Origin of the sequence: Streptomyces sp. NPDC102451 (assembly GCF_044765485.1) — a bacterium.
Classification (GTDB): domain Bacteria; phylum Actinomycetota; class Actinomycetes; order Streptomycetales; family Streptomycetaceae; genus Streptomyces.
In genome coordinates, this window is record NZ_JBIWKD010000016.1 from 181838 (window position 1) to 204486 (window position 22649).

The following is a 22649-nucleotide window of genomic DNA, read 5'->3' on the forward strand; positions in this document are numbered from 1 at the left end:
ATGGCGCAACGCCTCGCGAGACTGACGCCCCAGCAGCGGGCCCTGCTCGACCGGCGACTGCGGGAGCGCGGCGGCGCCGTCCCGACCGAGCTGCCGATCAGCCCGCGCGGCCACGACCGGCCGAGCCCCTGCACGGTCGACCAGGAGCGGATCTGGCTCATCCACCAGTTCGACCCGAGCGACCCCGTCTACAACGTCCTCTTCGGCTGGCGGCTGCACGGCCCCCTGCGCCTGGACGTGCTGCGCCGGGCGATCGCCGCGCTGGTGCGCCGCCACGAGGCGCTGCGCACGACGTTCCGCCTCGACGGACTGCGGCCGGTGCAGGTGGTGCACGCGTATCTGCCGTACGAATTCCGCGAGTTCGACCTGACCGGCCTGCCGCCCGCCGAGCGCGAGGCGCGGATGTGGGAGCTCGGCAACGCCGAGGTGCGGCGCCCGTTCGACATCGTGGCGGGCCCGCTGGTGCGGATCTCCGTGATCCACCTCGCCGACGACGAGACGGTCATGGTCGGCACGATCGACCACCTCGTCTGGGACCGGCGCTCGTTGGGCATCTTCGGTGCCGAGGTGGCCGAGTTCTACACCGCGGAGATCACCGGCCGCGACCCGGTGCTTCCCGAACTTCCCCTCCAGTACGCCGACTACGCCGAGTGGCAGCCGCACTCGGTCGAGGAGCGGGTGAAGCGGCGTGAGGTCCCGTACTGGCGTGAGCGGCTCGCCGGCTCGTCGCTCGTGCTGGAGCTCCCGGCGGACAAGCCCCGGCCCCCGCTGCAGACGTTCACCGGAGCCCGGTACGAGTTCCACCTCACCACCGAACTCACGCAAGCCGTGCGTGAGTTGGCCGTGCGTGAGGGCAACACCGTCTACGTCGTCATGCTGGCCGCCTGGCAACTGCTCCTGCACCGCCTCACCGGGCAGGAGGACATCGTCGTGGGCACCACCTCCTCGACACGCAGCCGGTCCGAGGTGGAGAACCTCATCGGCTACTTCCTGACGATGCTGCCGCTGCGCACCGCCATCCGGCCGGAGATGACCTTCCGGGAGCTGCTGCACGCCGTGCGGCGGACGGTGGTGGACGCCTTCGACCACAAGGACATCCCGTTCGGGACGCTGCTCGACGAGCTCGACGTGGAGCGCGACCCGAGCCGCAACCCCGTTTACCAGACGTCGTTCATGTTCGTCGACTTCCACGAGGAGCCCGTGCGGCTGGCAGGCCTGCGGCTCGAAGCGCTCATCTTCGACAACCACACGGCGAAGGACGAGTGCATGCTCTGCGTCTTCGACGACGAGGTGCTGGCCGACCACCTCTTCGGGCTGTTCGAGTACAACACCGACCTGTTCACCGAAGAGACCGTCGCCCGCATGGCCCACTACCTGCGCCGGCTCCTCGAACAGGGCGTGGCCGACCCGGGCCTGCCGATCGGCCGCCTCTCCCTGGCCGACGACGCCGACCTGGCCACGATGCTGACGGAGTGGAACCGCACGGACGCGCCCCGGCAGCCCGGGCTCACCCTCGACACGCTGGTCCGTCGCCAGGCCACGGTGACTCCGGACACGGTCGCGGTGTCGAGCGGCGACGACCGGCTCACGTACGCCGAACTCGTGCGGCGCGCCGCCGAACTGGCCGCCTTCCTGCGCGACCGGGGCGCGGGACCGGAACGCGTCGTGGCCGTCTGCCTGGAGCGCTCCTGCGACCTGGTGGTCGGCCTGCTCGGCGTGCTGATGTCGGGCGCGGCCTACCTGCCCCTCGATCCGGGCCTTCCGCCGCTGCGGCTGGCCGGGATGAGCGCCGACGCCGGCGCGGCCGTCCTGCTGACGGAGGCGGCCCTGCGCCCCGCCCTGGCACAGTGCGCCGGGGACGTGGTCTGTGTGGACCTCGACCGGGACGCCATCGCGGCGAGCGAGCCGTTCGCTGCGGACGCGACGGAGGGGGAACCGGCCGGCGAGCGCCTCGCGTACGTCATCTGCACGTCCGGGTCCACCGGGCGCCCCAAGGGTGTCGAGGTCTCCCACCGCGCCCTGGTGAACCTGCTCCTCGGCATGGGCGACGAGATCGGCCTGGAGGCCGACGACGTCCTCGCCGCCGTCACCTCCGTCTCCTTCGACATCGCCGGCCTGGAGCTCTACGCGCCGCTGGTGCGCGGCGCCGAGGTCGTGATCGTGCCGCGGGCCGTGGCCCAGGACGGGGGCGCGCTGCGCGGCCTGCTCGCCGACCGCGGCGTCACGGTCATGCAGGCGACCCCCGCGACCTGGCACCTGCTGACGGAGGCGGGCTGGCGCAACACCGGAGGCCTGCGCGTCCTGGTCGGCGGCGAGGCCCTGCCCCCGGGCCTGGCCCGCACCCTCGCGGACGGCCCCGCCCCGGTGTGGAACGTGTACGGCCCGACCGAGACCACCATCTGGTCGACGAGCTGGCCCGTCGAGCCGGGGACCGACGAGGTCTCCATCGGCCGCCCGATCGCCAACACCAGCCTGTACGTCCTGGACGAGCACCTCGACCCGGTGCCCGCCGGGGTCCCCGGTGAGCTGTACATCGGCGGCGCCGGAGTGGCGCGCGGTTACCGCGCCCGGCCGGGGCTCACCGCCGAGCGGTTCGTGCCCGACCACCTGGGCGGTGGCCCCGGCGCCCGGATGTACCGCACCGGCGACCGGGTCCGCTACCGCCGCGACGGCACGCTCGTCTACCTGGGCCGGGACGACGGCCAGGTCAAACTGCGCGGCTACCGGATCGAACTCGGCGAGATCGAGACGCGCCTCGCGGAGCACCCGGGCGTGACCCGCGCCGTAGCCATGGTGCGCGAGGACCGGCCCGGCGACCGCCGCCTGGTCGCGTACGTACAGGTCCGCGCCGATGCCCCGCGGCCGGATCAGCTGCGCGACCACGTGCGCACCCACCTGCCCGACTACATGGTTCCGGCCGCCGTCGTCACGGTCGCCGGCTTCCCGCTCACCACCAGCGGCAAGGTCGACCGCAAGGCGCTGCCCGCGCCCGCCGTCGAGCGCGACAGCACCGCCTTCGTCGCGCCCCGCGACCCGGTGGAGCTGGCCGTGGCCGCGGTCTGGGAGGAGGTCCTCGGGACCCGGCCGGTCGGCCTGCACGACCGGTTCTTCGACCTCGGTGGCCACTCGCTCCTGGTGCTCAGGCTGATGACGGAGATCGAGCGGCGGTTCGGCCGGAAGCTGCCGGTCGCGGCGATCTTCCAGGGCGCGACCGTCGAGCGCTTCGCCCACCTGCTGCGGGAGGGCTACCGCCCGGAGGAGGAGGCGCACCTCGTGGAGATCAGGGCCGCAGGCGCCGGCCGCCCGATCTTCTTCGCGCACCCCGCGGGCAGCGAAGTGGTCTGCTACATGCCGTTCGCGCGGCTGGTGGAGCCCGCCGACCGCCCGCTGTACGCGATCGCGCCGCCGCCGCTCCGTGACGGCGCCCTGCCGTACGCGACGTTCGAGGAACGGGCTGCCGTGTACGCCGAGTTGATCCGCGCCACGCAGCCGCACGGCCCGTACACGGTCGCCGGCTGGTGCTACGGCGGGACCAACGCCTACGCCATCGCCAAGGAGTTGGAGAGCCTGGGCGAGGAGGCCGAGCTGGTCCTCCTCGACTCGCACCCGCCGGTGTACGTCACCGCCGACGAGGAACCGGACCGCTCGGACATCGTGGCGGCCCTGGCGCAGAACCTCCAATGGGACTACGGCGAAGACCTGTTGACGGTCGACCGGCTGCGCGGGCTCACCGACGAGGAGCACCTGGACTACCTGCTCGACATCGCGCGCCGGGGCGACTACCTGCCCCCCGACGCCGGACGCGAGCGGATGGCCCAGGTGATCGACCTGTGGATCGCGAATCTGCACCTCGTGTGGCGCTACCGGCCCGAACCGCTGAAGGCGCCCTGCACGCTGGTGCTCGCGCGCGACGAGGACCCCGAGCAGTACCGCAGGTGGGATGAGCTCGCCGCCGGCGGACTCACCGTCCGCACGGTCGAGGGCAACCACTACACGATGATGCGCGAACCGCTGGTCAGCGCGGTCGCGGACGTACTGAACGAGACGAAGGACGCACCCCGATGACCGCCGAGACACTGCCCGCGTTCGCCGCCCAGCAGCGACTGTGGTTCATGGCCGAGATGCGGCCCGGGGACCCGTTCTACAACATTCCCTTCACGGTGCGGCTCGACGGTGCCCTCGACCCCGTGGCGCTGCGCCGCGCCCTGACCGAACTGGCCCGGCGCCAGCCCGCGTTGCGCACCGTCCTGCGCGCCCGTGACGGCGTCCTGGAGCAGGTCGTCACCGCGCCCGCCCCTGTCGCGGTGGAGGACGCCGACCTCACCGGGCTGCCCGCGGCGGAGGCCGAGGAGCGCGCGGACGAGCTGGCCGCCGAGTTCACCGGCCGCGGCTTCGACCTCTCCGCCGGACCGCCCGCACGGTTCCTGCTGGCCCGGCTGGGCGAGGCGGACCACCGGCTGGTCGGGTGCGTCCACCACGTCGTCTTCGACGGCGTCTCGCTGGAGCTGTTCCTCACCGAACTGGCCGCTCTCTACGAGACGTTCGCGCGCGGAATCGAACCGGAGCCTGAGGAGCCGGCCGACTACGCCGGTTACGCCCGCCGCCGCGCCGCCGTCGTGGACGACGCGTCGGCCCGCTTCTGGACCACGCACCTGACCGGTGCGCCGGAGGTGATGGACCTGCCGCTCGACCGCTCCCGCCCCGCGGTCACCCCGCACCGGATGGCGTACCTGAGCCGGGTGATCGGGCCTGGGACCGCCGACCGCCTCGGCCCGGTGGCCCGGCGGCTGCGGGCCACCGAGTTCATGCTGACGAAGGCCGCCTGCGACGTCCTGCTGCGCCAGCACGGCGTGACGGACCCGGTGACCGCGCTGGCCCTGTCCGGGCGCGACGACCCGGCGTCGGCGGGGCTGATCGGTTACCTGGCCAGGCCCGTCGTGCTGCGCACCGAACTCTCCGGAGACCCGGGCTTCGACGAGGTGCTCGGCCGGGTGCGGGGCTCCGTGCTCGACGCGCTGGAACACCCCGACCTGCCGTTCGAGACGGTCCTCGGCAACCTCGGTGTCTCGCACGACGCCGGCTACTACCCGTACTACCAGGTGATGTTCGGTTACGAGGACCAGGTCGCGCCGCGCAGCGCGGGCGGGCTGAAGTTCAGCGCGTCGTACCTGCCCCTGCCCACCGCCAAGGTCGAGCTGGACTTCGCCCTGACGCGTACGGAGCAGGGCCTCCGGGTGCGGATCGGCTACCGTGCGGACCTGTTCGACGCGGTCACCGCGGAGCGGCTGCTGGCCCGACTGGAGACGATCCTCGGCCGGATCGCCGACGACCCGCGACAGCCGGTCTCGCGGCTGATCGCGGCCACCGACGCCGATGTGCGCCTGGTCCTGCACGACTGGAACGACACCGCGGGCGACGTACCCGACCTGCTCATCCACCAGCTCTTCGAACGGCAGGCCGCGCGGACCCCCGACGCGGTCGCGGCACGCGCCGGCGACCGGAGCTGGCGCTACGACGAGCTGGAGTCCGCGGCGAACCGGGTCGGCCACCTGCTGCGCGGCCTCGGTGTCGGCCCCGAGGACCGGGTCGGCGTGTGCCTGCCGAGGTCCCTGGAGATGCTCGCCACGATGCTCGGCGTGTTCAAGTCCGGTGGCGTGTGGGTGCCGTTGGACCCGGCCCTGCCCCGGCGGCGGCTCGAACAGATCATGACGGACGCCGGCCTGTCGGTGATCGTCGCGGCGCCGCAGTACGCGGACCTCGTCGCCGGACATCCGGCGCGCCGCGTGGAACTCGACGAGGGCGGGGCGCGGGCGCTGGACGGCGTGCCTGACGGCCCGGTCGACTCGCCGGTGCGGCCGGCCAACGCCGCCTACATCCTCTTCACCTCCGGGTCGACCGGCGGCCCGAAGGGCGTCGTCCTCGAACACCGCAACCTCATCAACATCATCACCTGGGCACACCGGGAACTGGGCGGGAAGACCTTCGCCTCGGTGCCGCTGATCAGCTCGATGACGTTCGACGTCTGCATGTGGGAGATCTTCACGGCGCTCTCGGGCGGCGGGACCGTCGTCATCGCCGAGGACGCCCTCGCGCTGCCGCGCACCGCGGGATCCGAGACCGCCACCGTGGTCACCGCGGTGCCGTCGATCTGGAGCGAGCTGCTCAAGACGGGCGGGGCCCCTGGCTCCGCCCGCACGGTCGTCTCCAACGGCGAGGTGCTGTCCCCGTCGGTGCTGCGCGGCCTGGCCGCGCTCCCCGGCGTGGAGACGGTCTACAACATGTATGCCCCCACCGAGACCACCACGTTCTCCCTCTTCAACATCGTGCACCCGGACGAACCGATCCCGATCGGCCGCCCGATGCTCAACACCCGCGCCTACGTCCTGGACTCCCTCAAGCGGCCGGTACCGCCCGGCGTGGTGGGCGAACTGCACCTGGGCGGCGCCGGGGTCACCCGCGGCTACCTGAACCGGCCGGGCCTGACCGCCGACCGGTTCGTCCCCGACCCGTTCTCGGCCGCGGGCGGCGAACGCCTCTACGCCACCGGCGACCTCGTGCGGCACGCCGCCGACGGGCGCATCCTCTACGTCGGCCGGGTCGACCATCAGGTGAAGCTGCGCGGCGCGCGGATCGAACTGGGCGAGGTCGAAGCCGTGATGCTCTCCCATCCGGCCATCGGCGAGGCGTGCGCCATGGTGCGCCGCGCACCGGGCGGCGACGAACTGGTGGCCGCGGGCGCGCCCCTGCCCGGCGCGGCGGTGAGCGACGCCGAGCTGCGTGTCTTCCTCGCCGACCGGCTCCCCGGCTACATGGTTCCCGGCGTGCTGCGGGTGACGGACCGGCTGCCCCTGCTGCCCAGCGGCAAGCTGGACCGCAAGGCGGTGCTCGCCCTGCTGGCGGCCGAGCCGGTGACGCACCCCGAGGAGGCGGCCGCGGGCGAGGCGGAGCACCGGGTCGCCGCGTGCTGGAAGGCGGTGCTCGGCACCGAGGCCGGGGCGACCGACAACTTCTTCGACGCGGGCGGCAACTCGCTGCTCCTCATCCGCCTGCGCGAGGCCCTGCGCGCCGAGTTCGACCGCGACGTGCACGTCGTCGACCTGTTCCGGCACCCGACCGTGCGTGCCATGGCGAGCTTCCTCGACGGCGAGGCCGCCTCCGGAACCGCCGCGGCGGGCAGCGAACGCGGCACGGCCCGGCGTGCGGCCCATCTCGCCCTGGCCCGACGGCGGGGCGCCACGTCCTGAATCCCGTCCGCCTTCGCGCCCCGACCTCAGGAGACACCTCACCATGCCCACGACCAGCTCCGTCCGCCCCGACCTCGCGGCGGCCCGCGCGCGTACGCTCGCCGGTCTGCGCGACGCGATGTCCGTCGAGGACCTCGCGGGCGCCGAGAACTGCGCGCGGCGGCTGCACGCCGCGCTGCCCGCGCCCGACCGGCTCGGCGACCACGTCGTGCTCGTCGCCTACGGCGGCGGCAAGGACAGCACCTACACCCTGGCGTTCGTACGGATGGTGCAGCTACTCCTTCGCGAGCGCCATGGCAGCACCTTCCGGCTCCGGTCGGCGACCAACCGTCAGGGCGGCATGACACAGGCCGTGATGGACAACATCGACCGCGCCTACCGCGCGCTGAGCCTCGCCGAAGACCCGGACTGCACGGCGCTGTTGATCGACGACGAGGTGGTGCGGCCCTTCCGCCGCCAGGAGCCGATCCTGCCGCGGGTGCTGGCCCGCAACCGCCTGGACCTGCTGATGACCGGGCACCGGACGATGGCCGAGGCCCGCCCGACGTTCTGCAACTCCTGCAACCTGAGCATGGTCAACTCGTTCGGCATCGCCGCGGCGTACGACGGCGGTGTCGACCTCGTCATCACCGGCGACTCACCGGCCGAGCAGCGGGCCTACTACCTGTGGGTCAACCGGCTGGCCCGCGACCACGGCCGCACCGTACGACAGCGCGGCGCCGCCGGGTTCGGCAGTTTCCTGCGTTCCGCCGACGCGATCGCGGGCGCCTACTTCACCGAGATCTTCGGTCCCGACGCGCCCGCCGAGGTGGCCGCCCGCGGGGTCGTCTCCGACGTGCCCGAGGTCCTGCGGTTCTTCTCGATCTTCGAGGACACGGGCTACAGCTCGTCGAACCACTGGCCGCTGCTCACCGGTTTCCTCGGCTTCGAGTTCGACGAGATCGCCTTCAGCTTCACCGAGTCCGACTGTGCCAACCCCACGCTGATGGCCCACCTGCGGGCCCTCAAGTGCGAGCGCCTGTACGGCCGGGACTACGGCGACGGACTGGCCGAGTACGTCACCTTCGCCAAGAAGCTGATGCGCGCCAAGGAGTTCCCCGAGTGGCTGATCGACCGGGTCCATGAGCGCTACGCCGGACCGGACGCGCCCGCGCTGATGCGGGAGCGGGCGGGCCGGTTCGCCGCCGAGGCGTACGGACTCAGCGAGGAACAGCTGATCTGCATGGTCCACTCACCCTTCTCGGGCAAGGGCGAGCGCCTGTCCGCGTACCTGTCCGCGGAGCGGCCGCACCTGCTGCCGCGCCTCGCCGACGTCCACGACTTCCTGGCGGGCGGCGACGGCGACGGCGTGGCCGATGAGCTGTGCGAGGTCAGCGGACTCGAACCGCACGAGCTGCGCAACCTGTACCGCAGCCCGACGCTGCTCGGCACCGCCGAGGGGCCCAGGAACATCCTGCACGCCATCCTCGACGGGGACCCCCACAAGGAGACGGTCATGACCCGCCGGTCGCCCGGCGGGCCGCTGGAACCCGAGCTGATCAGCGGTCGGTAGGCAGCAGGGCGATGAGCTCGCGCTCCCGGTCCGGGCTCAGACCGGCGCCGCGCTCACGTCCGAGTCCCTGCGCGCGCTCGAACTCCAGGGCGTCGGCGATCATTTCGGTACGCGGGCGGTGGCGCAGGCCCGCCCGCGTCGCCGCCGCGCCGTCGCGGGTGGACCAGCCCTCCCAGCCGGGCTCGACGAGCCACATGGCCAGGGAGCCGGCACCGGCCCACTGACCGACCTCCTGCTTGAGGAGCCAGTCCGCCTCCGCGTACCGGACCGGGCCGGTATGGCCGCCCGCGGCGCGGCAGAGCTCGATCCACTCGCCGAACGGCACCACCGGACCGACCGCGTTGAAGGCGCCGGTGAGCCGCTGCTCGGCCGCGTCCAGCAGCCACGCGACGAGGTCGCGCACGTCGATGACCTGCGTGGGCACGGCGGGGGTGTCCGGCACCAGCATCGGCTCGCGCGGGGCCAGCGCCGCGCGGGCGGTCCAGGCCGCCGACCGGCCGGTCCTGTCGCCCGGGCCGCCGATGAGGCCCGGCCGCGCGATGAGCAGCCGGTCCCCGCAGGCGGCCGCGGACGCCTGCTCGCAGGCCACCTTCGCCGGCCCGTACTGCTCACCGTCCGCCTCGTCGCCGGCGATCGGCTCGGCCAGCGCGGCGGACTCGTCGGCGCCCGGGGTGCCGGTCGCCGCGTACGCGTTCACCGAGGAGACGTACGTCCAGTGCCGGGCCCGGCCCGCGAGCGCGGCGAGCGCCGAGCGGACCAGCCCCGGCTGCCAGGACACCTCGAGGACCGCGTCCCAGTCCCGGTCGGCGACCTCGTCGTACGCACCGGGCTCGCGCCGGTCGGCGCGCACCAGCTCCGCGCCGTCAGCGACGTCGCCGCTGTCGCCACGGGCCAGGCAGGTCACGTGATGGCCGCGGTCGAGGGCCTGCCGGGCGACCTCGCGGCCCACCCACGCCGTACCACCGAGGATCAGAAGATTCATGCGGTCATCGTAGGGAGACGGCCCGCGCGGCCGGGAGCGTATGACGGATCACGTTGCGGACCGATGGCCGCTGCCAGCACGGGGGTTGGCCGCGCAGATCACGCGGCGGACCGGGACTGTAAATTTCGAACGAATTGACAGACCCGGTCCTGGGCCGTGCTGCGCCCCGTCCGCTGGTACGGGCTCCTCACCTGCATGCGCACCGGATGGGGCACCCGCGCCGACGGCGCGGAAGTCGTCCTGCCCACCCAGCCGGCCGACGGCCTGCGGGCCCTCAAGGAGACCGGCACCGCCGTCCCGACCGGGGCATGACCAGCAGCGTGCGAAGACACGCCCCGGCACCTCCACACCGGCCGAGAGGAACATACGCGGAGCCATCAGCAGATCGCCCCACCGGCCTCCGAGGCCACACGGCTGGGGTAGATGCGGCTCCAACAACAGTCAGAGCGAAGGCCTGCGAACCGCGGTCCTCGCCTTGCTGTCCTGTGCGGACTACCCGGCCATCGGGGCCCGGGGTCCTGATCTACCGCGATGGCGACCAGGTGCGTCCCGCCAGGCTCTCGCCGGGAGTCCGAACTTCTCGCTGTGGCTGTCCTGGACCGGTGATTGCGTCGTTCGGGGCGTTCGTTCGCTGACTCGCTGTACGCCCACCGAGATGTCGGCGGGAACCAACTCAGCGAACCGGCCCGGCTCCGAGCGAGATGCCGTCGGTGATCGGCCCGCAGGCCAGGTCGAAACGGCGCAGCGTAACGACCTACGTGTCGCTCGTCCGCACCAGCGCTCCGTGATCGTTCGGCTCGTACGTACGGCCGGTGTTCTTCTCGATCCTCCGAGCGACTTCGGAGGCCAGGCCGACGCCGCTCATCTCCGACAGGTGTCAGGTAGAGGAAGACGTCGGCCACGCGAGCGTCCCGGTCCATGATCATTTGGCTCGATGAACACGCCGCCCGGTGGTTCCTTCTGCAGGTCACCCTGCCTGCGAGCCCCGGCCGCAGGCTGATGGGCTCGGCAGGCCGTGGAGTCGATGCTCAGATCCCACGTGATCGCACCCTGCGCATCGGCCAGGGACTGGAGCTGGTTGAGGATCCGGTGCAACATGCCGTTCCGCTGCCATCGGCGGAACAGGCCGAGACCCGGTTCCACGGTCCGTACCCGACCGGGATGTCTCGCCGCCCCCCCCCGGGACTGGCGGGGCCGGAGGCTGCGGAATAGTCGGACACCCCGTCTAGGTTATTCGTTGCACAACGAACTACTAAGCGATTGGGTGACCCTGTCATGGCTTTTGAAATCGGTGTCTACCACTTCGGCGAGCTGACCCCCAACCCGTCAACCGGAGCGCTTCCCGCCCCGGGCGTACGCCTGCGGGAGCTGGTGGAACAGGCGCAGGCGGTCGACGAGGCGGGCCTGGACGTCTTCGCGGTCGGCGAGCATCACCGTACGGACTTCGTCGTCTCATCGCCCGCCGTGGTGCTCGCGGCGATGGCGGAGAACACGAGCCGCATCAAGCTGTCCAGCGCGGTGACCGTGCTCAGCTCGGATGACCCGGTCCGGGTGTTCCAGCAGTTCGCCACGCTCGACCTGCTGTCCGGGGGCCGCGCGGAGATCATCGCGGGCCGCGGCTCGTACACCGAGTCCTTCCCGGTCTTCGGCTACGACCTGAACGACTACACGCAGCTGTTCGCCGAGAAGCTGGACCTGCTGCTGAGACTCCGCGAGGAGAACCCCGTGAACTGGCAGGGCACCCTGCGACCGGCCCTGGTGAACGGCGACATCACTCCGCGGCCGGACCGGGAGCTGCCCATCTGGGTCGCCGTCGGGGGCACCCCTGCGTCGGTCGTCCGGGCCGGGCGGCTCGGGCTGCCGCTCTCGCTGGCCATCATCGGCGGGAGCTACCGCCAGTTCGCCCCGTTCGTCGACCTGTACCGCCAGGCCGCGGCCGAGGCCGGGCACGACCCGGACGGACTGAAGGTCTCGATCAACTCCCCGGGCTTCCTCGCCCCCACCCACCAGGAAGCCATCGAGGTCTCGCACCCCTCCTTCCAGGCCGGCTGGATGGCCAACCACCACCAGCGCGGCCAGGGCGTCCCCATGCCGAAGGCCGCGTACGAGGCGCAGGCCACTCCTGCCGGCGCCTTCTTCCTGGGCAGCCCCCAAGAGGTCATCGACAAGATCATGGCGCAGTACGAACTCTTCCGGCACGACCGCATGATGATCCAGCTCGGGTTCGGCAACGTGCCCCAGGAAGAAGCGCTCAAGGCGATCGGACTGCTCGGCTCCGAGGTCGCCCCCGTCGTCCGCAAGGAGATCGCCGCACTCGGCGGTGCGGAGGTGACGGCATGACCTCGCCCCTGAAGGTCGTCGCCGTGGTCGGCAGCCTGCGCTCACCGTCGAAGACCACGGCCCTGGCCGAGCTGATCCTCGCGACGCTCCAGGCCCGCACCGATGCCGAGGCGCGACTGATCGAACTGCACACCGTGAGCGCCGACTTCGCGGGCGCGGCCGAGCGCGGCCAGGTCGGGCCGGAGGCCGAGGAGGCGCTGCGGGCCGTGGAGGAGGCGGATCTCGTCATCGCGGCCACCCCGGTCTTCCGGGGTTCGTACACCGGCCTGTTCAAGCACTTCTTCGACCTGGTCGACCAGTACGGGCTCGCCGCCAAGCCCGTGCTCCTGGCCGCCACCGGGGGCAGCGACCGGCACGCCCTGGTGATCGAGCACGCCCTGCGCCCGCTGTTCGGCTTCCTCCAGGCGTGGACCGCACCGGCGGGAATCTACCTCTCGTCCGGCGACTTCGACGGAACCACCATTCTCAACCCCGAGGTGTACGAGCGGATCGACATGGCGGTGGACGACGTCGTGCCGGTCGCCAGGGCGCTCACCGCGGCGAGGGCGACCGCCTTCGCCTGAACGGGCCCGCGCCGCCCGGCGCTACCTCGCCGCTCCGGCCCTCACCGACAAGGAACACCGCATGTCCGACACATTCCCCGCCGCACGCCGGCGCCGCGTCGCCCGGCGGAACGGGCCCGCCGTCCCTGCTCCGCCCGCGCCGCACGGGCCCGGCTGGATGAGGCCAGTCCTCCTCCCGGTCGGGGTGGCCGTCGCGATCGGCGCGATCTTCATCGGCGTCTACCTGTCGGCGTTCCACGCCCCCGCCGCCCGTGATCTGCCGGTCGCGGTGGTGGGGACGTCCGCCGAGGCCGCGACGGCCGCCGGGCGGCTGCCGGACCACCTGCCGGACACCTTCGACGTACGGGCACTGCCGGACCGGGGAGCCGCTCGGGCTGCCGTCGAGCACGGCGAGGTCTTCGCCGCGTACGTCCCCGACGGCGCCCAGGCCGAGCTGCTCCTCGCGGGGGCGCACGGACCTTCGGTCAACGCGTTGCTGACCGACGCGTTCGGCGCGGTGGCCGATGCGGGCGGGGAACGGCTGACGCCCGTGGACGCCGTCCCGGCGTCCGACCAGGACACCCGGGGGCTCGTCGTCTTCTACACAACCTTCGGCCTGGTGCTCGCGGGCTACCTGTTCGGGATCATGACCTTCCAGCTGGGCCCCGGACTGACGGTGCGGGGCCGCCTGGGTTCCCTCGTCGCGTTCGGCGGCGTGGGCGGCCTGGCGGTCGCCTCGCTCGTCTCCGCGTTCGGCGCGCTGCCGGCGCCGTTCCTTGGCGTCGCGGGGCTGGTCATGCTCGTGGCGACGGCCGTGGGCGCGTCCACCATGCTGCTGGTGCGGTCGCTGGGGGTGCTGGGGTCCAGCGTCGCCGCGGTGCTGTTCATGACGCTCGGCAACGCGACCAGCGGCGGGAGTCTGCCGGCCGCGTTCCTGCCGGGCTGGCTGGAGCCCCTCTCGGGTGTCCTCCCGGTCGGCGTGGGCGTACGCGCCGTCAACGGCCTCGCCTACTTCCACGGCGACGGCGTGGCCAGCGGAGTCACCGTCCTCGCGGCCTGGACGGCCGTCACGGCGGGCGGGCTGCTGCTCCTCGAACGCTCACGGCGGAACCGCGTGCCGGGCTAGAGGACAGCGGGAAGGGCCCTGGCCGAGACGAAATCGTCTCGGCCAGGGCCCTTTCGTCGGCAACGGAGTCCTCAGCAGGCGGCGGCGTTGTCGTCCAGGCCCACCGTGGCCCAGATCTCTGCGAGCGTGGTGAGCTGCTCGTCGGTCAGCTTGTCCAGGAACTCCTTGCGGAGGTTGGTCAGGTGCACCTTCCTGGCCCGGCGGTAGGCCTTGCGGCCTGCCTCGGTCATGACGGCGTCGAAGCCCCGGGCGTCGGTGGCGCACTTCTCCCGCACCACCAGCCCCTGCCGCTCCAGGTCGTCCACGATGCGGGTCAGCCCGCTGCGGCTGATCAGCAGGGAGGCCGCGATGTCCTTCATCCGCACCCGCCCTTCGGGCGCTTCGGCGACGGTGAGCAGCACCTCGAAGGAGGAGAGTGGAATCCGTTCGGCCGCGGTCAGTTCGGTGTCCAGTGTGCGCAGCAGCCTCATGTGGGTGGAGAGCAGACCCAGCCAGACGGCCTTCTCGGTGCGGTTCAGCGGACGGGACGGCGAGCCGAGCCGTTCTGTGGCCACGCGTCCGTCCGCACGCACGGCACTGTCGGCGCCCTGGCTCATGGATACCCTCCAATGGTTTGTTCCAGAACGAATTATATCGGAGTGTGGCGCGTTCCCGGGGGCCGATGTGACCGGGGTACGGGAACGGGCCCGGGGCGGACCGTGGTCCGCCCCGGGCCCGTCGCGACGGCCGCAGGGGTCACTCGCCGGACGGCGGGATGATCAGCTTCTCGAAGCCCGAGACCATGCCGTACTCCAGGCGCAGAGCCTCCAGGATGGTGTAGGCGTGGTACTTGGTCATGACGTCGGCGCCGGCCAGGCGCTGGGCCCAGGTCTGGCCGTTGTCGGTGACCTTCTCCAGGGTCTTCTTCGTGACGTAGTTGGTCATCTCGTTGAAGTAGTTCTCCCAGAGAACCCAGGCGTTGGAGAAACCGATCTTCTCGATGTACTCGAACTCCTGCCCATGGTCGAGGGCTTCCTTGGCGAACTCGACGATGTCGTTGGTGTAGTCGCGGGAGGCCTTGGCGTCCTCGGGGGTGCCGTAGCGGTTGACGTGACCGGACACGACGCCCTTGAAGTCGTAGGAGAGGATCCAGTCGTGGGCCTCCGCCCAGCCGCGGATGTTCTCGGAGGCGTCGCAGTTCTTGAACGCGCTCCATCCGGGGCTGATGATGTCGATCGCGGCGAGGGTCTTCTGCTGCGGGGCGTAGATGAAGATGTTGCCCGGGGTGTGGTTGACGCCGTGGTAGTCGAGGTTGAACCGGACGCCGTTGACGTCGAGGGTGTCGCTCTCGGTGATGGTCTCGGTGGGGACGGGCAGCGGGCGGTCGCCGCCGAGGTCGGGCCAGCGCTGGATCATCTCGCGGGTGTAGTCGTGGGAGATGACCTTGGGCTTGTCGGCGGCGAAGATGCCGGCCGCGCCGATGTGGTCGGAGTGCCAGTGGCTGTAGACGAGGTGGGTGACGGGCTCGTCGGTGACGTCGGCGATGGCCTTCTTGAGGTTCGTACCGAGGAGCGGCGGGGCGTCCACGACGACGACGCCGTTTCCGGTGCGGACGAACATGGTGTCGTAGGCGCCCGAGGTGACGTAGTAGGCGCCGTCGTGGATCTCCTCCACGTGGTAGCCCTTGGCGATCCGGTCGGGGAGGAACAGGGCTCCGTAGCCGTCCGCCGGGATGGGGCGGTAGTCGGCGAGGGTGTTCAGCGGCATCCCTGCGGCGCCGAGCTCGTGACGGTCGGTGGGGGTGCCGGGCTTCTGGAAGTCGGTCATGGTGCTTTCCTCTTGACTGTTGTGGAGGTGGGGAGGGGCGGCGAGGGGTGGTGCCGCTACTCCCCGATGCGCAGAACGGGCTTGATCGCGGCGCCGGTCTGCGTGTCGGTGGCGGCTTCGTTGATGTTGTCGAAGCCGTAGAAGGTGATGAGCCGGTCGAACGGGAAGCGCCCGGCCCGGTAGAGGTCGATCAGCTGGGGGATGAACAGCTGGGGCACGGAGTCGCCCTGGGCGATGCCGCGTATGGCGCGCCCGCCGAGCAGGGCGTTCATGTTCACCGGGGCGTGCGCTCCGGCGGGGGCGCCCCCGATGAGGGCGGCCGTTCCGAGCGGGGCGAGCGCGTCGACAGCGAGGGTGAGCATCTCGGGGCGGGCGGTGATCTCCAGGACGTAGTCCGCGCCGCCGCCGGTGATCTCGGCGATCCGTGCGGCGGTGTCCTCCTCCTTGCCGTTGACGGTGTGGGTGGCGCCCAGTTCCCGGGCGAGGTCGAGACGTTCGGGGACGATGTCGACCGCGATGACCGGGCTCGCTCCGGCGACCGCGGCGGCCATGACGGCGGCGAGTCCGACGGTGCCCGTGCCGATCACGACGACCGATGCACCGGTTTCGACCTTCAGCGAGTTGAGCACCGCTCCGGCACCGGTCTGCAGTCCGCAGCCCAGTGGTCCGAGGAGCTCCAGCGGGATCTCCTCGTCGTCGATCCTGACCACGTTGCGCTCGGTGGCGAGGGCGTGGGTGGCGAAGGAGGACTGACCGAAGAAGTGGCCGTGGACCTCCTCGCTCTCCGCGTGCAGTGCGTTGGTGCCGTCCAGCCGGGAACCGCCGAAGTTGGCGGGGAAGGAACGGGCGCAGTACGCCGGCTTGCCGGTCAGGCACGGGGCGCAGTGACCACACGCCTGGTACGACATGACCACCCGGTCACCGGGCGTGACCATGGTGACGGCGTCCCCGACCCGCTCCACGATGCCCGCGCCCTCGTGTCCGAGCACCGCCGGCAGCGGGGTGGGTAGATGCTGGTCACGAACGTGGATGTCGGTCTGGCACAGGCCGGAGGCCACCACCCGGACCAGAATCTCGTCGGGCCGCAGAGCGGTGTCGAGGGTGAGCTCCTCGAAGGTGAACGGGCCACCCGTCTCGCGCACCACGGCCGCTGTGACGCGGATGGTGGACGAGGCGGTCCTCTGGTGCGTCTGCGAAGAGGGCGAACCCTGCGCTTCCGCCATGATCTTTTCTCCCAACCGGACACGCCCCTGGGGAATCGGACCTGACGGTCGCGCGTGGGGCGGCGGTCCTTCGGCCGCCGGAGGCGGCGTGCTTCGGAATGCCGACGAACGGGTGAGGCCGGGTTCCGGGTTCCGAGGCTCGACCTGACCCTACTTAGTTCGTTCTGCAACGAACCGTACGTCGCCATTTCGTCGCGGTCAAGGAGAATCAGCCGACGTGTTCGGCGACGGGAATACCAGGCAGCAACTGGACGCTGAGGGGTCTAAGATTCGTTGCAGAACGAACTAGATGTCCCAGTAACCCGACCCCGACAGCCCTAAAAACCCACCGGACCTCCCATCCCGCACCGCCCGTCACCCGGGCGATCCAAGCAATGGGCCGCCTGTCCAACGTCTCTCCGATAGCCCCGTCCCGCATCCCGGGAGGGGGGGGCGGGGGACGTCCGGCGACGGTCCGGATACCGAACCCACCGCTACGCCTCCCCGAATCCCGCGAACCACTGAAACCCCAGGAGATGACCCTCATGAACGCCCTGCCCTACGCCCGACACTTCATCGACGGCGCCTGGACCGAGTCCGGGACGGTCGGAGAATCCACCGATCCCGCCACCGGTGAGGTGCTGGGCACCTTCGCCGACGGTGGTGCACCCGAAGCCCGCGCCGCCGTCGACGCGGCCCGCCGCGCTTTCGAGACGGGCGACTGGGCACGGGACCGCGATCTGCGCGCCCGCGCCCTGTTCGAGATGTCGGACCGGATGGCGGAGCGCCGCGACGAGCTGGTCGGCCTGCTCTCCCGCGAGAACGGCAAGATCCCAGCCGAGGCCGCACTGGAGGTCGACCTCACGATCTCCAAGATCCGCTACTACGGGGCGCTCGCGCTGACCGAGTCCGGCCGGGCTTCCGAGGTCAAGCCGGGGCTGTACTCGATGACCCTGCGCCAGCCGGCCGGCGTCGCCGGAGTCATCGCGCCCTGGAACTCGCCGGTCATCCTCTCGGTGCGCTCCTTCGCTCCCGCACTGGCCGCAGGAGCGACCGTAGCCCTGAAGCTGCCGGCCCAGACGGCACTGACCAACAGCCTGCTGTACGAGATCGTCGCCGCCACCACCGCGCTCCCCCAGGGCGTCTTCAACGCCTTCACCGAGTCCGGCAGCTCCGGCGCCAGGCTGATCGTCGCCGATCCCGGAGTCGATGTCATCAGCTACACCGGCAGCACCCACGTCGGCCGCGCCATCATGGCCGACGCCTCGGCCTCGCTGAAGGCCATGTCCCTGGAGCTGGGCGGCAAGACCCCGATGATCGTCTTCGACGACGCCGACCTCGACGCCGCCGTCCCCGTACTCACCAAGGCGATCACCACCTTCACCGGACAGTTCTGCATGACCGGCAGCCGCATCCTGGTCCAGCGGGGCGTCGCCGACGCGCTGCGCACCCGGCTCTCGGCCGCCCTGGAGGCCGTGAAGGTCGGCCCCGGCACCGATCCCGCGAGCGAGATGGGCCCGCTGATCGACCGGGCCAACGCGGACCGGGTGGACAAGGAGATCTCCGACGCCGCCGAGTACGCCAAGGTCCTGGTGCGGGGCGGCCGGATCACCGACGGGCCGCTGGCGGCAGGGGCGTTCCTGCGCCCCGCGCTGGTCGAGGTCGATGACGTGGACCGGCCCATCGTGCAGCAGGAGCTCTTCGGCCCCGTCGCCACCTTCGAGGTCTTCGATGACGAGGCGGACGCCGTCGCCCGCGCCAACGCCACCGAGTTCGGGCTCGCCGCGAGCATCTGGACCCGCGACGTGGACCGTCCGCTGCGCGTCGGCCGCGAGCTGGAGGCGGGCACCGTCTGGGCCAACACCTGGGCGGTGATCGTCGACCAGATGGAGGAGGGCGGATTCAAGCAGAGCGGCGTCGGCCGACTGAACGGCGAACGCGCCCTGGAGGAGTTCCAGGAGATCAAGCACATCGTCCACCCCGCCCCCCGCGCTTCCTGAGCGCTGGGGGGACCGCCGGGCGGCCACCGACCGGCCGCCCGGACGCCGCTCCCGGCAGCACCCCGCCCGGTTCGAGCAAGGAGCACCTCATGGCCACCCCGACCGCCCGGTCCGACCCCACCGCCGAACACGCGATGCGCGCCTTCCTCACCGCGGCCCGCGTCCTGTCCGAGCAGCTCGGACAGGAACTCCGCCGCGAGAGCGGCATGCTGCAGATCCACTACGAAGTCCTGGCTCACCTCGCCGACAGCCACGGCAACCGGCTGCGCATGACCGAACTCGCCCACCGCACCGGCGTCTCCGCCAGCAGGCTCTCCCACCTCGTCGACCGGCTCGACCAGCGCGGCTGGGTCAGCCGCCTCCCTGACCCGGCCGACCGCCGGGTCCACCTCGCCCGGCTCAACGGCACCGGGCGGCGGGCCCTGGCCGAAGCCGCCCCGTGGCACGCCGCCTGTGCCCGGTCAAGGCTCCTCGACCACCTCACCGACGAACAGCTCGGCCACCTCAAGGAGATCAGCGAACTCCTGCTGGCCCGGCTCGCCGACCGGCCTCCGCGAGCCGCTCCCAGCCCTGCGGAGTGAGGCCCGGCACCATGCATCGGCCGTCGGGAGAGTGGCGGCCCACGACGATCCCGCCCGCCCCCTCCACTCCGGCACCCGAATCGATCCGCACGTCGCCTCACACCACGACCGACCGACTGCCACCACCACAGAAGGAGAGCGCCATGACCATCCCCACCGGTTCCTTCGGCATCAACATCGACCCCTCCGCCACCGGATCCGAGTCGGCGCTGCGCCTCGCCCGGCTGGCCGACGAGGCGGGACTCGACTTCGCCGGCGTGCAGGACCACCTGTACCACCCCGAATTCCTGGATGCCTGGACGCTGATCAGCACCCTCACCGCGTCGACCGGCCGCCTGACCCTGCTGCCGAACGTCGCCAACACCGTGCTCCGGCTCCCGGCGCCCCTGATCAAGGCCGCCAACACCCTCAGCCACCTCAGCGGCGGCCGGGTCGCCCTCGGCGTCGGCGCGGGAGCCTCCGCCCCGGCCATCGCGGCGTACGGCGGCCCTCAGTACACACCCGGCCAGGCCGTCGGAGCCTTCGAGGAGGCGCTCCACGTCATGCGGGCCATGAGCGACCCGGCCCGGAAGGACGTGCACTTCACCGGCGAGCACCACCACCTCCGGGGCGCCCGCCCCGGTCCGTTCCCCGCGCAACCCGTCCCCCTCATGATCGGCGCGTACGGGCCGAGGATGCTGAGGATCACCGGCCGGCTCGGCGACGGCTGGCTGCCCAGCAACGGCTACGCACCCCCGGAGCGCATCCCCGGCATGCGGCGGGTGATCGACGACGCCGCCACGGCCGCCGACCGCGATCCCCGGACGATCCAGCGGATCTACAACGTCATGGGCACCATCACCGGCGAGGGCACACCCGCCTCCGACAGCAACGGAATCGTCGGCCCACCGGACTTCTGGACGGACACCCTGCTGCGCTACCGCGAGGAACTGGGCTTCGACTCCTTCCTCTTCTGGCCCGTAAACGCCGAAAGCGAGACCCAGGCCGCGCTCTTCGCCGAGCAGGTCGTCCCCCACCTCCGCACCACCACGCAGTAAGGACCGCAGTCACCATGAACCCCACGACCCCCGCGGAGCCGGACCCCAGAACCCCTCCACCGGGAACCTGGCACATCGACCCGCTGCACTCCAGCATCGCCTTCGTCGCCCGCCACCTCGGCTTCGTCCGCGTCCACGGCCGCTTCACCGACGCCGAAGGCACTCTCACCATCACCGATCCCGTCGAAGAGACGACCGCCCAGGTGAGGATCGCCACCGCCACCCTCGACACCGGCGTCCCCGCCCGTGACCACCACCTGCGCTCACCGGAGTTCCTCGACACCGACCGGCATCCCCTGATGGAGTTCCACGGCCATCGGGCCCACCGCGTGCATGATGGCTGGGCCATGGACGGCGAACTCACCGTGGCGGGCGTGACCCGCCCGTTGACCCTCACCGGGCATTTCCTCGGAGAGGACGTCTACCCCTTCACCGGAGGCCGTCGGCTCGGGTTCACCGGCCGCGCCACCGTGGACCGCCGGGACTTCGGTGTCTCCGGACTCCCACCGCTGCCCGGAGCACAGATCTTCGTCGGCGCACGCGTCGACATCGAACTCGACATCAGCATGGTCGACCACGACATCCAGCCCTTCAACCAGCAACTCCTCGGACGGCCCCAAGCGCTCTGACCGGAGCCCCCTCCACTCGCTCACAGCACAGAACAGGTACGAAGAATGACCAAGATCGCCATCATCATCGGAAGCGTCAGGCCCGGCCGCAACGGAGAGGCCGTGGCCCGATGGGTGCTCGACCGGGCCCGCCGCCGCGACGACGCCGAATACGACCTCATCGACCTCAAGGACATGGCACTGCCGCTCCTGGACGAATCCGCGCCGCCGTCGTTCGGTCAGTACGCCAACGAGCACACCAAGGCGTGGGCCTCCACCGTGGCCGCCTACGACGGCTTCGTCATCGTCACCCCCGAATACAACCACTCCACCTCCGGCGCGTTGAAGAACGCGATCGACTTCCTCTACGCGGAGTGGAACAACAAGGCCGTCGGGTTCGTCGGGTTACGGCAGCGTGGGCGGCGCCAGGGCCATCGAACACCTGCGCGGCATCATGGTCGAAGTGCAGGTCGCCACCGTACGCAACACGGTCATGTTCTCGCTCTTCACCGACTTCAAGGACTTCAGCACGTTCTCGCCCGCCGAACTCCACAAGGGTGAGGTCGACGCGATGCTCGACCAGGTCGTCGCCTGGAGCAACGCGCTCAAGCCTCTGCGCGCGCCTGTGGGCGGGTAATTCCCTGAACTGTCGATGACCACCGGTGATGGACGTGATCACGCGGGCCCCTCGGCACGGGCCGTGTTCCTGTGCTCGTGTCGGCCGAGGCGGCGCGCCAGGGTCCGCCAGTGCTTGAAGCGCGCGATGCTGTGCTCGACACATCCGGGTGCACATGCGGCCCGCCGCAGTGGAGGCGGAGACCGTGCTTGAGCTCGCAATAGTCGTGCTCGATGCGTCAGCGCATCTTCGCCCACCGCACCAGCTCGGCGAAGGGGCGTCGCGGACGGCAGGTTCGATATCCAGAAACCCGTCGCATTCTTCTGGTCGGCAGGCCACTCGACCAGGACGGTGGAAGTGGGCAGGAGTCCGTGTCCAGCAGCCCGAGCACGAGATTGCCGTTTCTCCTGATGGACGGTGCCGTCGGGGACGCCGGCTCTGCGGCAGCGGCCGACTCGTCCGTCCACTACCGGGGCGGGTACAACTGCCAGTCCAACGGATAGGAGGCAGTATCGGGCGCGGAAGATTCTCGTAGCTGACGCGATCCGAGAGGCTCGTGATCGCTGCGAGCGAGTCATCGCCGTGGCGTACCCGGTACGTGGAGGCCGGCCTGTCGTCGTGCACCGATCAGACGCTCGTCGTCAACCGGTCACGCTCCTTCGAACAAGACGTTGCTGGCCCTGCTGGTACGACCCTCGCGCTGAGCCCGGGCCTGGCCGCAGCACGGTGGCACCAACGCGAGCTGCCCGGCAGATCGCCGCCAACTGCTCCGGTGTCGTCCTGGTGGATGCGGACCTCTCAGGCACCGGTGCACCGGTCGATGACTTCGACCGCGAGGTCGAGCGCCATCCGGCGCGCTACGGCACGCCAATCCTCGCCCGCCAGTGGCTCAGGTCCGGGCAGGCTATTGTGCTCGGTCCGGAAGATTTCAAGTCCAGTGAGACGGTCGTGATGCTATGAGGTTTGTGGTGCGGGTTCGCCGCGCTTGGCCGGGTCGTTGATCCATGCCTGCT

At 71.2% G+C, this 22649-nt stretch carries 16 protein-coding genes and 1 pseudogene; 13 read left to right on the plus strand and 4 right to left on the minus strand.

Annotated elements, in window-relative coordinates; all coding sequences use genetic code 11:
• Genes ACIRD8_RS29385 through ACIRD8_RS29395 form a run of 3 tightly spaced genes read left to right on the plus strand, consistent with a single transcriptional unit; the run spans position 1 to position 8796 of the window.
• A complete protein-coding gene (locus ACIRD8_RS29385; protein WP_403997997.1) occupies positions 1-4065 on the plus strand; it encodes an amino acid adenylation domain-containing protein in 4065 nt (1354 codons plus the stop codon).
• Positions 4062-7244 (plus strand): amino acid adenylation domain-containing protein, encoded by a 3183-nt coding sequence (locus ACIRD8_RS29390; protein ID WP_403997999.1) that lies wholly within the window; start codon positions 4062-4064, stop codon positions 7242-7244. Before ACIRD8_RS29385 ends, ACIRD8_RS29390 begins: the two co-directional genes overlap by 4 nt.
• A gap of 43 nt (positions 7245-7287) precedes the next feature.
• On the plus strand, positions 7288-8796 hold the full coding sequence (locus tag ACIRD8_RS29395) for a PqqD family protein (protein ID WP_403998002.1): 1509 nt from the start codon (positions 7288-7290) through the stop codon (positions 8794-8796).
• Here ACIRD8_RS29395 and ACIRD8_RS29400 read toward each other — a convergent pair.
• Entirely contained in the window at positions 8783-9778 is a 996-nt protein-coding gene (locus ACIRD8_RS29400; RefSeq protein WP_403998005.1) for an NAD-dependent epimerase/dehydratase family protein, read from the minus strand. The genes ACIRD8_RS29395 and ACIRD8_RS29400 overlap by 14 nt on opposite strands.
• 156 nt (positions 9779-9934) lie before the next feature.
• Between ACIRD8_RS29400 and ACIRD8_RS29405 the strand changes: the two genes are divergently transcribed.
• The 4 genes from ACIRD8_RS29405 (at position 9935) to ACIRD8_RS29420 (ending at position 13786) form a co-directional block, all read left to right on the plus strand.
• Positions 9935-10090: a hypothetical protein gene (locus ACIRD8_RS29405; protein ID WP_403998008.1), complete on the plus strand. Its 156-nt coding sequence runs from the start codon at positions 9935-9937 to the stop codon at positions 10088-10090.
• Between the two features lie 963 nt (positions 10091-11053).
• The gene (locus ACIRD8_RS29410) at positions 11054-12118 is read left to right on the plus strand and encodes an LLM class flavin-dependent oxidoreductase (protein WP_403998011.1); all 1065 of its coding nucleotides are present in this window, start codon (positions 11054-11056) and stop codon (positions 12116-12118) included.
• Positions 12115-12681: an FMN reductase gene (gene msuE / locus ACIRD8_RS29415; RefSeq protein WP_403998014.1), complete on the plus strand. Its 567-nt coding sequence runs from the start codon at positions 12115-12117 to the stop codon at positions 12679-12681. Before ACIRD8_RS29410 ends, msuE begins: the two co-directional genes overlap by 4 nt.
• Positions 12682-12742: 61 nt before the next feature.
• A complete protein-coding gene (locus ACIRD8_RS29420; RefSeq protein ID WP_403998017.1) occupies positions 12743-13786 on the plus strand; it encodes an ABC transporter permease in 1044 nt (347 codons plus the stop codon).
• A 71-nt stretch (positions 13787-13857) separates the two neighbouring features.
• Here ACIRD8_RS29420 and ACIRD8_RS29425 read toward each other — a convergent pair whose 3' ends face one another.
• The 3 genes from ACIRD8_RS29425 to ACIRD8_RS29435 all read right to left on the minus strand — a co-directional run bounded on the left by ACIRD8_RS29425 (position 13858) and on the right by ACIRD8_RS29435 (position 16815).
• A complete protein-coding gene (locus tag ACIRD8_RS29425; protein WP_403998020.1) occupies positions 13858-14382 on the minus strand; it encodes a MarR family winged helix-turn-helix transcriptional regulator in 525 nt (174 codons plus the stop codon).
• A gap of 139 nt (positions 14383-14521) precedes the next feature.
• Positions 14522-15592, minus strand: coding sequence for an MBL fold metallo-hydrolase (locus ACIRD8_RS29430; protein ID WP_403998023.1), 1071 nt, complete (start codon positions 15590-15592; stop codon positions 14522-14524).
• Positions 15593-15648: 56 nt separating this feature from the next.
• On the minus strand, positions 15649-16815 hold the full coding sequence (locus ACIRD8_RS29435) for an NAD(P)-dependent alcohol dehydrogenase (RefSeq protein ID WP_403998025.1): 1167 nt from the start codon (positions 16813-16815) through the stop codon (positions 15649-15651).
• Positions 16816-17330: 515 nt separating this feature from the next.
• On the opposite strand from ACIRD8_RS29435, the gene ACIRD8_RS29440 reads away from it, so the two are divergent.
• The 6 genes and pseudogenes from ACIRD8_RS29440 to ACIRD8_RS29465 all read left to right on the plus strand — a co-directional run bounded on the left by ACIRD8_RS29440 (position 17331) and on the right by ACIRD8_RS29465 (position 22596).
• The gene (locus ACIRD8_RS29440; RefSeq protein WP_403998028.1) at positions 17331-18794 is read left to right on the plus strand and encodes an aldehyde dehydrogenase family protein; all 1464 of its coding nucleotides are present in this window, start codon (positions 17331-17333) and stop codon (positions 18792-18794) included.
• A gap of 89 nt (positions 18795-18883) precedes the next feature.
• Positions 18884-19375, plus strand: coding sequence for a MarR family winged helix-turn-helix transcriptional regulator (locus ACIRD8_RS29445; RefSeq protein WP_403998031.1), 492 nt, complete (start codon positions 18884-18886; stop codon positions 19373-19375).
• Positions 19376-19518: 143 nt separating this feature from the next.
• Entirely contained in the window at positions 19519-20412 is an 894-nt protein-coding gene (locus ACIRD8_RS29450) for an LLM class flavin-dependent oxidoreductase (RefSeq protein WP_403998034.1), read from the plus strand.
• A 14-nt stretch (positions 20413-20426) separates the two neighbouring features.
• A complete protein-coding gene (locus ACIRD8_RS29455; protein ID WP_403998036.1) occupies positions 20427-21041 on the plus strand; it encodes a YceI family protein in 615 nt (204 codons plus the stop codon).
• Between the two features lie 45 nt (positions 21042-21086).
• A pseudogene (locus ACIRD8_RS29460) lies at positions 21087-21657 on the plus strand (NADPH-dependent FMN reductase).
• Between the two features lie 762 nt (positions 21658-22419).
• Positions 22420-22596: a hypothetical protein gene (locus ACIRD8_RS29465; protein WP_403998039.1), complete on the plus strand. Its 177-nt coding sequence runs from the start codon at positions 22420-22422 to the stop codon at positions 22594-22596.
• Positions 22597-22649 lie beyond the last annotated feature (53 nt).